Below are 12,584 nucleotides of genomic sequence, written 5' to 3'. Positions count from 1 at the left end.
TCTGTGACCGCCGACAGCTCCTCGGCAGCGCTGGCGATCTGCGTCACGCCATCGCCAATACCGCCGATCAGTTCACGCAAACCTTGGGTCATACGATGCATGCTGGCCTGCAATTGGCCCAGTTCGTCGCGGCGTTGCACCTGCAGGCTCTGGGTCAGGTCTCCGCTGGCCACACGCTCTGCGGCGCGCAGTGTTTGGCGCAGAGGGATGATGATCTGCCGGGTAATGGCCCAGGCGGCCAGCAGGCCAAGGGCCAGTGCCAGCACGGTGGCAACTGCCAGCAGTGTTTTGGCCTGCGCGGCCGCGGCATCGCGCACCTCAGTTTGCGAGGTGGTCATCATCTGGCTGGCCTGCAGCAGTACCGTGCCTTGTTCAACCATGCGTTGCAGCGCTTGCTCACTGGCAAGCTGGGCATTGCCGAATTGGGTCACCGCATCGCGGTAGCCGCCCATGGCCGTGGCGGCATCATCCAGGCTGGCAGCATGTTCGGCTGGCACTTTGGCCGGCAGTGCACGCAGCTCGGCCAAGGCCTGGTCGATGGCCTTCAGTGCCGTTTGCTGGTAATCGGCATTGCCGCTGTAGGTGTAGCCACGCACCTGGAAACGCGCTTGTTGCAGCAGGGCGCTGACGTCCACCGCGTGCTGGTACTGGTTGATGTTTGCGCCTTGCAGCAGGCTACGCTGTACGCGGCCTATCAACTCCACGGCTTTATCGGCGCTGCTACCCAGTACATCACGGCTGGCTTCGCGACGTTGGTCGGCTTGCTTAAGCTCGTTGAATGCCTGCTGGTAGGTGCGCACTGCCTCGCGTTGCTGTTCGAGGCGTTGGCGGTCGGCGGGTTGTTCGATCTGGCCAAGCATCCGCTGCACCTGGCGGTCGAGGTTGCTCAGGGCTTTTTCCAGTTCTGCCAGCGAAGCGTCGTCGCGGCGGCGATCGTAATGCTGTCGGGCGATGCGCAATTCCTGGGTGTATTGCTGGATGACAGAGATGTTTCCCAGCTTGTCGCCACGGTCGATGATGCTGTCCATGCCGTGCCAGCCGGTCAGGGTAATCGCCAGGGTAAACAGCAGCACCAGGCCGAAACCCAGCCCCAGTTTGCGATTGACGCTCACATCGCCCAGCGATTGGGCTAACCATTGATACATGTTCGACTCCCGGCGGCTTGGCAGCACAAATAATTGTATTGTTGCCAAGGCCATCGGCCCGGGAGAGGGAAACTTGATGGGCGAAAAAGTGGTGTTTGTGTCAGAAAATACGCGAAAGCAGCGCAGTAACGGCGGTCTCCACCCGCAAGATGCGATCACCCAGCTGTACCGGCGCCAGGCCTGCCTTGCCCAGCAGGTCGATCTCGTAGGGGATCCAGCCACCCTCGGGGCCAATGGCCAGGGTAACGGTTTGTTCTACGGCGCGCGGACAGGCTGGGTAGGGGCCGGGATGGCCGACCAGGCCCAGGGTGCCGGCGGCGATGGTGGGCAGGCGGTCTTCGACAAAAGGCTTGAAGCGTTTTTCAATGATCACCTCGGGCAGCACGGTGTCGCGTGCCTGTTCCAGGCCCAGGATCAGGTTTTCGCGAATGCTCTCGGGCTGTAGAAAAGGTGTTTGCCAGAAGCTTTTCTCGACCTTGTAGCTGTTCAGCAGGATCAGCCGCGGCACGCCCAATGTGGCCACGGTCTGGAACAGCCGTCGCAGCATTTTTGGTCGAGGCACTGCCAGCACCAGGGTCAGCGGCAGCTTGGCCGGTGGCTGCTGGTCGAAGGCCACTTCAAGTTCGGCTTCGTGCTTTTCCAGGCGCAGCACCGTGGCCTTGCCCATCAGGCCATTGATACGGCCCACGCGCAGGTTGTCGCCCACTGCCACGCGGTGGATATCCTGCATATGGGTGAAGCGCCGATCAGCAAGAACGACGCGGTTGGCCGAGACGAAGTCGGCCTCTTCAAGAAGCAGCAGGTTCACGGTTGGGTCGCTGGTGGCTGGTCGTTATGGTCGTCGGCGGTTTCGTCGTGGGCGCTGCGCTTGCGGATCAGGCTGCCGCACAGCACGCCGATCTCGAACAGCAGCCACATGGGCACGGCCAGCAGGGTCTGGGAGAAGATGTCCGGTGGGGTGAGGACCATGCCGACCACGAAGCAGCCGATGATCACATACGGGCGGACTTTCTTCAGGTACTTCACGTCGACCACGCCGATCCACACCAGCAGTACGACCGCCACCGGGATTTCGAAGGCCACGCCAAAGGCGAAGAACAGCGTCATCACGAAGTCGAGGTAGCTTGCGATGTCGGTCATCATCGAAACGCCTTCTGGCGTGGCGCTGGCGAAGAAACCGAAGATCAGCGGGAATACAAGGAAGTAGGCGAATGCCATGCCGGCATAGAACAGGAAGATGCTCGACACCAACAGTGGAATGGCGATGCGCTTTTCATGGCGGTACAGCCCTGGCGCGATAAAACCCCAGATCTGCTGAAGGATGAACGGGATGGCCAGGAACAGCGCCACGATCATGGTCAGCTTGAACGGCGTGAGGAACGGCGAGGCCACATCGGTGGCGATCATCGTTGCGTTGGCCGGCAAGTGCTCGCGCAGCGGCGCGGAAACCAGTGTGTAGATCTGCTGGGCGAAGGAGAACAGCCCGGCAAAGATCAGGAAAATGACGGCAACACAGCGCAGCAGGCGGGTGCGCAGTTCGGTCAGGTGCGAAACCAGCGGCATCGGCTGGTCGTGTTCCGGATTCTCGCTCATGGGGCTCGCGGCGGTTGAGGCGGTTCAGACGGTGCGGCCGGGGCAGCAGGTGCTTCGACCGGCCTGGCTTCGAGCCCGGCAGGTGGCTGCACGCTGGCCGTGGTGACCGGCGGCTTCGCGGGTGGCGTCATTGGGTTGAGGATGCGCTTGGCTTCCTCTTCCATCTGCAGGATGTGCTCGTTATGCAGCTGGCGGCGGATGTCGTCGGCGCCAATTTCGCGCTCCACTTCCATCTTGATGCTGTTGAAGCTGCGCTTGAGCCGGCCGATCCACAGGCCTGCCGTGCGCGCGGCACCCGGCAGGCGCTCGGGACCGAGCACCAGCAGGGCGACCAGGCCGACGAGCAGGAGCTCGCTGAAACTGATGCCGAACATGGGTCAGTCTTTCCGCTGCGGCTCTTGGACCGGGTGGGCCTGGCCTTCGATGGTGTGGCCTTGCTGCGGCTGCGCGGTGTTTTGCACCGGTGGCACAGGCTGGGCAGGCGGCGGAGTCTGCTCGGTCGGCTTGGTCTCTTCTTCGTTCATGGCTTTGCGGAAGCCCTTGATCGACTCGCCCAGGTCGCTGCCGAAGTTCTTCAGCTTTTTGGTGCCGAATACCAGGACCACGACGACCAGCAGGACAATCCAGTGTTTCCAGTCAAAAATACCCATGGTGCTCTCCTAGAATGCGTTGTGCTCAAGCCGAAGGCTGGCGTGCGGCCTTTTCATCATGCCCGGAAAGCCCGAAGCGGCGTTCCAGCTCATCCAGCACGGCTTGCGGATGCTGGCCCAGCGCACTGAGCATCACCAGGCTATGAAACCACAGGTCGGCGGTTTCGTAGATGACATCGCTGTAATCCTTGCTGATCTGGGCATCCTTGGCAGCAATGATCGTTTCGACCGACTCTTCGCCGAGCTTTTCAAGGATCTTGTTCAGGCCCTTGTGGTACAGGCTGGCCACGTAGGAGCTGTCAGGCGCCGCTTGCTTGCGTTCTTCAAGCACTTCGGCCAGGCGGTTGAGGGTGTCGCTCATGTCAATGTCCTGCGCTGTAGATGGCATCCGGGTCCTTCAGGACCGGGTCGACGATTTTCCACTGGCCGTCTTCATAGACGCGGTAGAAGCAGCTTTCACGACCGGTATGGCAGGCGATATGGCCCAGTTGCTCGACCATCAGGATGATCACGTCGGCGTCACAGTCCAGGCGCAACTCATACAGTTTTTGCACATGCCCGGACTCCTCGCCTTTACGCCACAGCTTGCCACGCGAACGCGACCAGTAGATGGCACGCTGCTCGGCGGCGGTCAGGGCCAGCGATTCACGGTTCATCCAGGCCATCATCAGCACGCGTCCGGTCTTGTGGTCCTGGGCGATCGCCGGTACCAGGCCATCGCTGTTCCACTTGATCTCGTCCAGCCAGTCTTTCATCGTCGACTCCAAAGCGGGCCCGCTCCTGTGCCGGGCCCTTTGCGCTAGTGTGCCAGCCACAGGCGCGGCTGGCTATTGGCGCACGATCAGGTAAAGGCCCGCAGCCAGCATCAACCAGGCTGGCCAGGCGGCCGGGGCGGCCAGGCTGGCGGTTTCGGCAGCGCCTGCAGCCAAAACTGCGCCACCGCCAAGCAGGCCGGCGCCCAGCAGGCGCAGCGCCCAGCGGTCGCCCTGGCGGCGCCGTTCCGGCAGTTGTGGATCGTGCAGGTGAGGCTGCGACAGGCGCTCGAGCAGGTCGCGGGTCATGCCGGCCAGGTGCGGCAGTTGCTCTACCTGGCTGTGCAGGTTGCCGAACACGGCCTTGGGGCTATAGCGGTCGCGCATCCAGCGTTCGAGGTACGGCTTGGCGGTGCTCCACAGGTCCAGGTCGGGGTACAGCTGTCGGCCCAGGCCTTCGATGTTGAGCAGGGTTTTCTGCAGCAATACCAACTGTGGCTGCACTTCCATGTTGAAGCGCCGTGCGGTCTGGAACAGGCGCATCAGCACCTGGCCGAAGGAAATATCTTTTAACGGTTTTTCAAAGATCGGCTCGCACACGGTGCGAATCGCTGCTTCGAACTCGTTGACCTTGGTGTTTGCCGGCACCCAACCCGAGTCGATGTGCAACTGGGCGACGCGGCGGTAGTCACGCTTGAAGAAGGCAAACAGGTTGCGCGCCAGATAGTCCTGGTCCTCGGCGGTGAGGCTGCCGACGATGCCGCAGTCGATGGCAATGTACTGCGGGCTCCACGGTTTGACCGTGCTGACGAAGATGTTGCCGGGGTGCATGTCGGCATGGAAGAAGCTGTCGCGGAACACCTGGGTGAAGAACACTTCCACGCCGCGCTCGGCCAGCAGCTTCATGTCGGTGCGCTGGTCGGCCAAGGTGGCCATGTCGGTCACCGGTACGCCGTAGATGCGCTCCATCACCAGCACCTTGGGGCGGCACAGGTCCCAGTACACCTGGGGCACGTACATCAGCTCGGAGTCTTCGAAGTTGCGCCGCAGCTGGCTGGCGTTGGCAGCCTCGCGCAGCAGGTCGAGCTCGTCGTAGATGGTTTTTTCGTAGTCGCCGACGATTTCCACCGGGTGCAGGCGACGGGCATCCGCCGAGGCGCGTTCGGCGGCCTTGGCGATCAGGAACAGCCAGGCCAGGTCCTGGGCGATGACCGGCTTCAGGCCCGGGCGCACCACCTTGACCACCACCTCTTCGCCGGTTTTCAGGCGTGCGGCGTGCACCTGGGCCACCGAGGCCGAGGCCAGAGGCTCGACGTCGAAGCGGCTGAACACCTCGCCGACCTTTGCACCGAGCTGTTCCTCGATCAAGGCCACGGCTTTTTTCGGGTCGAACGGTGGCACACGGTCCTGCAACAGCATCAGCTCGTCGGCGATGTCGGGGGGCAGCAGGTCGCGGCGGGTGGACAGCAGCTGGCCAAACTTGATGAAGATCGGCCCCAGGTCCTGCAGTGCCAGGCGCAGGCGCGCGCCACGGCTGAGTTCGGTGGGCTTGCGTGGCAGCCAGCGCCACGGCATCAACAGGCGCAGGCTGGCCAGCCACCAGGGCAGCAAGGGCTGGTCGAACAGCAGGTCATCGAGGCGGTAGCGGATCACCACACGCTGGATGCGAAAAAGACGTCGGACGGCGAGCAGCTTCATGCGTTATCGCTGGTATCAAGGGATCGGGACAGGCGCCTGAGGCGCGCTTCGAGGCGTTCTGTATCAAGCTTCAAGGCATCGAGCTCGCTGAAGGCGGCTTCGGCTTCGCGCTTGCCGACCAGGGTACGGGATTCTTCGGCCAGGTATTCGGACAGGTTCTGGCTGAAACGTGCCAGGCCTTGGCGAGTCCAGCGAGCGCGCAGGCGGATATGGCCGGCCAGCATTGCCGTGGCGACCGGGCCAAGCCAGCGTTGCAGCTCGTGCTCCCAGTCCAGCTCCAGGTCCTGCAGCACACCGAACAGGTCGAGCAGTACGGCGCTGTCGCCGTGCAGCTCGACCTGCGGGCTGTGCAGCACAGCGGTCTTGTCCTTGACCAGGGCCAGTTGCGCCAGGCTACCGGCGGGGGCGCGCAGGCGGCAATCGACCTCGCCCTCCCAATGGGCGGCGAGCATCAGGCCTTCTTCATCGGGCAGGATGAACACCTGCAGGGCCGGTTGGCGGCAGTCGATCTCGATGACTTTGCCTTCCAGCGCGGCCAGCCGCGGCAGGGCCGTGCTGTCCAGGCGCAGGACGCGGTTCAGGCCATGTTCGACGCTGGCGAGCAGCCCGGCCAGCAACATCAGGGCTTGATTCCCCGGTGCACGGCAACGATGCCGCTGGTCATGTTGTGGTAGGTGACGCGGTCGAAACCAGCCTCGACCATCATGCTCTTCAGCGTTTCCTGGTCAGGGTGCATGCGGATCGACTCGGCGAGGTAACGGTAGCTCTCGGCGTCATTGGTGATCAGCTTGCCAGCCAGCGGCATGAAGGCGAACGAGTAGGCGTCGTAGGCCTTGGACATCAGCTTGTTGGTCGGCTTGGAGAACTCCAGGATCAGCAGGCGGCCACCAGGCTTGAGCACGCGCAGCATCGAACGGATGGCGGCGTCCTTGTGGGTAACGTTGCGCAGGCCGAAAGCAATGGTCACGCAGTCGAAGTGGTTGTCCGGGAACGGCAGCTTTTCAGCATCGGCCTGGACGAACTCGATGTTGCCGGCCACGCCACGGTCAAGCAGGCGGTCACGGCCAACCTTGAGCATCGAATCGTTGATGTCGGCCAGCACCACTTGCCCGGTCGGCCCGACAAGACGCGAGAACTTGGCCGCCAGATCACCGGTACCGCCGGCGATGTCCAGCACGCGGTTACCGCTGCGCACGCCCGACAGCTCGATGGTAAAGCGCTTCCACAGGCGGTGCATGCCGCCGGAAAGCACGTCGTTCATCAGGTCGTACTTGGCTGCTACCGAGTGGAACACTTCGGCGACTTTCTTCGCCTTCTGGCTTTCAGGCACGTCCTGGTAGCCGAAATGGGTGGTGGGTTCGGCGTGGTCGCCTTTGCGCTGGTCGTTCATATCGCTTCACCGGAAAAAATTACCGCCATTCTAGGGCGAACGGGCGGATTTGTCTTGGCGGGGTGTGCCAGTGGGCAGGGGCGGGCATAATGCTCATTATGTCTACATCTTCAGGAACGCCCGCATGACCCAGATCAGCGTCGAACGCAAACACTCCCTCGGCCGTGATGCCGCCCGCGCCAAGGCCGAAGCGCTGGTCGACAAGCTCAGCCGCGAGTACGACCTCAAGGCCACCTGGAACGGTGACCGCGTGGACGTTGCGCGCAGTGGCGCCAATGGCAGTGTGCACATTGGCGACGACAGCATCCGCGTCGAATTGAAGCTGGGCATGATGCTGTCGATGATGAGCGGCACCATCAAGGGCGAGATCGAGCGGGCGCTGGACAAGGCCCTGGCCTGAGCCGGCGCCGCTGTCTGGCTACTGCGGCGCGTCCGCCGGGAAAGGAATGATGCCAATCACCTGCTCCAGGCGCAGATCGCCGCGGTAGATCGCGATGCGCTCGCGTGCGTCTGCGGCCTGCTCGAGCATGGCCTTGCGGCCCCTTACACCTGCATCCCAGAACTTGAGGTGGCCCTTGACGAAGTCGTGGGCGCTCGCGTCCAGGCTGGGATAATGAAAGTGCGCCTCCCACAGTACCCTGCGAGGCGCTTGCACATCGCGCACCTCGTAGACATCGAGGTAATCATGGGCGTGACGTAGCTGGCGGCGAATCACGGTCTGCCTGATCCGTATCCGATCCTGCTCGGCCAGGAAGCGCAGCGCCTTGCCGTCGGGATGGCGGGTGTTCAGATAGGCGTCGGTGAGTAGCCGAAGCCTTTCGTGGTGGACGCGGTCTACCGCTGCACGCAGGAGGTCGATCAGGCCGTTATCCAGTGGGTTGTTCAGCTCGCTCAGCTGCTGTTGCACTTCGCGCATGTCACCGGCCGGCCATTCCAGAAAATCGCTCAGGCTGTTGGGCTCATCGGCATAGTGAGCGGCGAACGCGATTTTCCCATCCACCTCTGCCAGCAGGCGGTTTGCTCGTTGGCGCACCTGGGCCCGGTCACGTTGGGCGGGCCGTGCTTGCTCAGCCACGGCATGCCACACCCCGTCGCGTTGCGCGAAACTGCCTGCCGGCTCATGGTTGAACGCATTACGCTGAATTGCCCGGTTGCCCACCTGGTCGATTTCCACCAGCAGCGGTCGACCTCGGTCAATACGGATGACGCGCCGCCTGATGGTCGCGGGGCGATGGCCGGGGGAAGGCGGAGGTGGGCTGATGCCGCTGTCGACGTTGGCCAAGATCGCGCTCAGTTGCTGCTCCGTGACCTGGGTCATCGTTGACACTTCGCGTATGTATTCGTCCAGCACGTCAGTGACCAGTGCAGGCGAGTCCAGTGTCTTCATGTACTGGGCGCGGTCCAGCACGGTACGGTATTTCTGAAGGATATCGTCAAGCAGTTCGGCCTTGACCTGGGGTGACTCTTCGGTAGCTGCCAGCCCGTCGTGGCTCCATACCGTGCGGCTCAACTCGAGGTTGCTGAGCGGCGCACGCATTGCAAGCAGGTGCTCGGCCATGTCCGCAGAAAGCCGCGTCTTGTCGACGACGAGGTAAGCCAGGTCACTGAGCAGTTGTGCCCGAATCACCAGTGTCGAATAGGTCCTGCTCCGATTGGTCTGGGCGAGCTTCGTGGCTTTATTGGCAAAGTCGATCTTGGGGTCATCGAGGGCCTCTGCCAGCGTCCGGTCCAGTCGCTGGCTGGCGGCAAGCAGGCGGCGGCTGGCCTGGCAGGAATCGTGTACCCGTTCGCGATAATCGAGGTACTGCTGAATATCTTCGGCAGTTTCGGGAAAGCGGCGCAGCATTGCGGCCTGTGCGCTCAATGCCTGGTGGTCGACCTGCTCTAGCAAGCGGCGGCACAGCAGCATGTCGTTTTCGATGGCAGCACCGTACCAATTACCATATTGACGTCGGCTCTGGGGGCGATTGTCGCATTTGCTGAACCGTGGTTCGGCCATTTCCTTGAACACTTCGATGTTCCCATGCAACAGCGTGCTCTGTCGCTCCAGGTAGAGCGCGGACGCCCTGATTTCAGGCAATTGGCGTAAGCGTTGGGCTTTCAGTGCCTGCTTTTGAAGCTGCAATGCTGGCGGCAGTGACGTGCGCTCCTGGTCAGGCAATACATCGATAGCCCGGCTGTACTGCAGCGCGAGTTCGTCATAAGCCTCCAGTTGCACTCTGCTGCGCTCCATGAGTAGCCCCACCTGATTCAGCGCGTGTTGATTCGCCGTGGCGGTTGCGCTCAACGTATCGAACCGCTGGCGGTTTTCGGCGTTGATGGATTGCCTGTTCCTTGGCATGCCGCCATAGAGGTTCAGGTTCAAAGACCATTGGCCATGCCAGCGCGTAAGCCATGGTCCTTTTTGCCGTTCACGACCAACGATGTGGTAACCGTCCGGGGCGCCATTCCATTGGGACACCCACTCGCTGCTGCTCGGCTCGGGGCCGATGATCTGCATGCCGTTCCACGTCTCGATGACCTCATAGGTGCCATCGCCCAGCTTGGCGTAGTAACGACCGGCAATATTGTACAACCCACGCAAACGGCCCCTTGTCAGTGGCGTGTGCCCTTCGAGTGGCTGCGAGGCTTGCAGTTGGGCCAGTGACTGGCGCTCCTGTACCGACAGGTTGCTCAGGCGCTGCCCGTCATGCCAGCCTTCTACACGCACGAGCGTGGGCTGCGGCGCCTCGACGGGGGGCTGCCAGGGTTTCTCCTGTGGCTGCTCGAGCGCTGGGGGCGGGGTCTCTTCCTTCGGCGCAGGGCCTGAAAAACGTAGCCTGGCGGGCTCTTCGCTGTTGGCAGGTGGCGTTGCGGGGCGGTGGGCAAGGAGCAAGGCCAGGTTGGTGACCAGGTCTATGGCTGCGACGATCTTGTCGTCACCGCTGCGCTTGATCAGCGCCTCGACGTCTTCCTTGGCTGCCGACAGCGCCACCACCAGCCACACCAGGGTGGTCATCGGGCCATGCCAAAGTTGGGTGACGGTATTGAAGATCGCCCACGCAGCCTCCTTCACCAAAGCCCGCACTTCCTGGGCATTGGAGACGCTGTTGCTGGCTGAGGCCAATAACATGGTCTCGATACGCGCGTTGAACAGGTGGGTGTCCAGATCATCCGTCCAGGCCTGGAACGAGGCCTGGACCGGGCGTCTGAGGCGTTGCAAAAGGCGGTCCAGCAGCTCGACCGGCACATTGAGCAGGTGCGTCAGCTTGGTCATGTTCGGGTGCAGGTGCGGGTGCTTGAACCCGTCGTTCTGGTAAGTCGGACGCGCGTCATCCTCGAGCCAGGCCAGTACGCTCTCTTGCAGTTCGCCCCTGCTGCGGATTGCGTCCATTAGCAATTCGAGGTTCGGAAATTCCTGCAGCGCCCTGTCAGCATAGAATGGGCGGTACAAGACCCAGCTGCCGCTTGCCGGTATTTCGATGATGAACATCCCGTGCGCCACATCGCTTGCCGAAGCGCCAGGCGCGCAAAGGAACGCCAGGGGGGCGATGCGCAGAAGGTCCACGCCATTGTCCATGCCCTGGCAGAACCTGAGCATTGCCTGGCTTGCCGCTTCGCCAAGCTGTCGCTCGATCTTGGCCTTCAGCGTGCTGAACCGAAGGGCGTAGCGCCATTCCCTGGCATGCTGGCGGATTCGCTCGGCCCTGCGCGGTTGGGTGTTGACTTGGTCCTTCAGGTAGGAGGGGTAGTGACCGCCGATGTCGACCTGATGAATCAGGCCCCTGATCTGGTCGATGCTCAGCCAGTCGGTCACAGGCGAGCCGTCCTCGAAATTCATCCCGCTCATCACCTCGCCAGCCTCCAGCCGCAGGCGTGAAATCGCCAGGTCGGTCAGGGAAACCGAGTACAAGAACAGTGACTGCCCTTGTGTAGCGGCGCCGATGATGGCCTGGGAAATGCGGATGCGCACCTTGTTCGGGTCGTGTACCGCCTTGTCTGGGTAGCTGGTCTGCAGGGTCTCACGCAAGCGGCGAGCGGCGTAATCACGGATATCCTCGACATCGCCCAGCGATGTGCAGCCCTTCGACCGACCTTGGCTCGCCGCCAGATCGAGCAGTGCAGTGTGATAGGCATAGCGGTCCTCAGCGCTGGCATTGAGCAGCCATCGCGGCGGACTGACGGCGGGTGCAGTTCGTTCCTGCGAAGGCAGGTCGAAGAAGTAAGCTGACGGGTCGCTCACCTGGCGCAGTTGTCGCTCCATTTCGTCGACGGTTGTCAGGCCGCCAATACGCAGGCGGCCGATGTCGTCCAGGATATCGTTCAGTAGCTGCCTGGCCTGGAAGGCGAAAGGGCGTCCGATTACTGGCGTGTGTGCCCAGGACAACGTTTCGAAGCGATAACGTTGCGCTAGCTGCCGTTGCAGCGCGGTGGCAAAGCTGGGCAGGTCGACATGGCGATGAACCGAACCGCAGGGCTTGCATTGCAGAACCAGGCTGCGGGTGCCGCTTGTGGTGATGAGCAACAGATCCGGTAGGGTAACGGTGTGTGTCCCGCCATCCGTTCCGAGCGTGACTTGTATCGCCTCGACAGTCAGGCTGTCGTGTACCCCGTCGAGCAGGGCGTACATTGCAGCTTTTGCATCATCTTCAAGGCCTTGACGAGGGAGGTTCTCGAGCAAGGCAGCCTTGATGGTGTGCTCCAGCCAGAGCATGCGCGAGACTTGGCTGTCTTCGTCGAGCCCGTTCCAGAAGCCGATCTGGGCTTGCTGGAAGGCGGGTATCAACGCGCCAAGCACTGTATCGAAGTCATCGTTGAGCTTTGTCAGGTCCGGCATGATTTCGGGCTGGCGAAGGTTGTCCTGGCCTTGCTCCTGAATTTGAAACACATGGGGAGGGCTGATGCTCAGCCTGTCTGCGGCGCCCAGTTGCACACGTTCCTTGGCCAGAAAATGCCTCAGAAGCTCGTCCACCAGCCCGCTCTGACGTGAGAGGTCATCGGTGCTGGCCGGTGCATGCAGGATGACGAAAGGATCGAGCGATGTGATGTGAGGGTGGTTACGGTGCACCCATGGATACCGGTCGCTGAAAATCTGGAATGCTTCTTTTGATAAAACGTCCCGCAGGCTGGGTCGTTTGGAGAAACAGGCTGCCACGCGTTGCTTGAACGTCAGCCTGGGTGGGATTGCTGCAGCAGTCATAGCGTCGATGTCCGTGAGGTGAAGCCTGTGACGCTAGCGCTATGGTCAAAGGGGCTTGCGGTATATAGATGTGACAACGAAGACCTTAGGGTGAGGTTTCTAATTTTCTTCCCTACCTTATGCTCAAGCCCAGCCTCCATGGGCGGTTTTCCACCACTCATGAGCATGAGGTACACA

Annotated in this window: 11 protein-coding genes and 1 pseudogene; 1 reads left to right on the top strand and 11 read right to left on the bottom strand. The window is 62.0% G+C overall.

Features of this window, described 5'->3' with window-relative positions; genetic code table 11:
- Positions 1-131: 131 nt before the first annotated feature.
- The 10 genes and pseudogenes from REH59_RS28920 to ubiE form a co-directional block, all read right to left on the bottom strand.
- Positions 132-1,028, bottom strand: a pseudogene (locus tag REH59_RS28920) (methyl-accepting chemotaxis protein); the annotation flags it as partial.
- A 217-nt stretch (positions 1,029-1,245) separates the two neighbouring features.
- Positions 1,246-1,953, bottom strand: coding sequence for a 16S rRNA (uracil(1498)-N(3))-methyltransferase (locus REH59_RS26765; RefSeq protein ID WP_014860360.1), 708 nt, complete (start codon positions 1,951-1,953; stop codon positions 1,246-1,248).
- Positions 1,950-2,738, bottom strand: coding sequence for a twin-arginine translocase subunit TatC (gene tatC / locus REH59_RS26760; RefSeq protein ID WP_003249278.1), 789 nt, complete (start codon positions 2,736-2,738; stop codon positions 1,950-1,952). The genes REH59_RS26765 and tatC overlap by 4 nt, the downstream gene beginning before the upstream one ends.
- Positions 2,735-3,112, bottom strand: coding sequence for a Sec-independent protein translocase protein TatB (gene tatB, locus REH59_RS26755; protein WP_003249280.1), 378 nt, complete (start codon positions 3,110-3,112; stop codon positions 2,735-2,737). The genes tatC and tatB overlap by 4 nt, the downstream gene beginning before the upstream one ends.
- 3 nt (positions 3,113-3,115) lie before the next feature.
- Complete coding sequence (locus tag REH59_RS26750) at positions 3,116-3,388, bottom strand: twin-arginine translocase TatA/TatE family subunit (RefSeq protein WP_014860359.1); 273 nt, start codon at positions 3,386-3,388, stop codon at positions 3,116-3,118.
- Positions 3,389-3,413: 25 nt separating this feature from the next.
- Positions 3,414-3,749 (bottom strand): phosphoribosyl-ATP diphosphatase, encoded by a 336-nt coding sequence (locus tag REH59_RS26745; RefSeq protein WP_003249283.1) that lies wholly within the window; start codon positions 3,747-3,749, stop codon positions 3,414-3,416.
- Between the two features lies 1 nt (position 3,750).
- On the bottom strand, positions 3,751-4,143 hold the full coding sequence (hisI, locus tag REH59_RS26740; RefSeq protein ID WP_014860358.1) for a phosphoribosyl-AMP cyclohydrolase: 393 nt from the start codon (positions 4,141-4,143) through the stop codon (positions 3,751-3,753).
- 72 nt (positions 4,144-4,215) lie between these two features.
- The gene (gene ubiB, locus REH59_RS26735) at positions 4,216-5,838 is read right to left on the bottom strand and encodes a ubiquinone biosynthesis regulatory protein kinase UbiB (RefSeq protein ID WP_004576731.1); all 1,623 of its coding nucleotides are present in this window, start codon (positions 5,836-5,838) and stop codon (positions 4,216-4,218) included.
- On the bottom strand, positions 5,835-6,458 hold the full coding sequence (locus REH59_RS26730) for a ubiquinone biosynthesis accessory factor UbiJ (protein ID WP_014862044.1): 624 nt from the start codon (positions 6,456-6,458) through the stop codon (positions 5,835-5,837). Before REH59_RS26730 ends, ubiB begins: the two co-directional genes overlap by 4 nt.
- Complete coding sequence (ubiE, locus tag REH59_RS26725; protein WP_004576729.1) at positions 6,458-7,228, bottom strand: bifunctional demethylmenaquinone methyltransferase/2-methoxy-6-polyprenyl-1,4-benzoquinol methylase UbiE; 771 nt, start codon at positions 7,226-7,228, stop codon at positions 6,458-6,460. The genes REH59_RS26730 and ubiE overlap by 1 nt, the downstream gene beginning before the upstream one ends.
- Before the next feature lie 124 nt (positions 7,229-7,352).
- Here ubiE and REH59_RS26720 point away from each other — a divergent pair, with 124 nt between their 5' ends.
- Positions 7,353-7,628, top strand: a complete 276-nt coding sequence (locus REH59_RS26720) for a polyhydroxyalkanoic acid system family protein (RefSeq protein ID WP_003249289.1) — start codon at positions 7,353-7,355, stop codon at positions 7,626-7,628.
- 18 nt (positions 7,629-7,646) lie between these two features.
- Here the strand turns inward: REH59_RS26720 and REH59_RS26715 are convergent, their stop codons facing one another.
- On the bottom strand, positions 7,647-12,275 hold the full coding sequence (locus tag REH59_RS26715; RefSeq protein WP_128573896.1) for a DUF6543 domain-containing protein: 4,629 nt from the start codon (positions 12,273-12,275) through the stop codon (positions 7,647-7,649).
- Positions 12,276-12,584: the final 309 nt, after the last annotated feature.

The sequence above is a fragment of the Pseudomonas sp. BO3-4 genome, from assembly GCF_034044115.1.
Taxonomy (GTDB): Bacteria; Pseudomonadota; Gammaproteobacteria; order Pseudomonadales; family Pseudomonadaceae; genus Aquipseudomonas; species Aquipseudomonas alloputida.
Note: the sequence above shows the minus strand (reverse complement) of the source record. Positions and strands in the feature narration are given on the sequence as shown.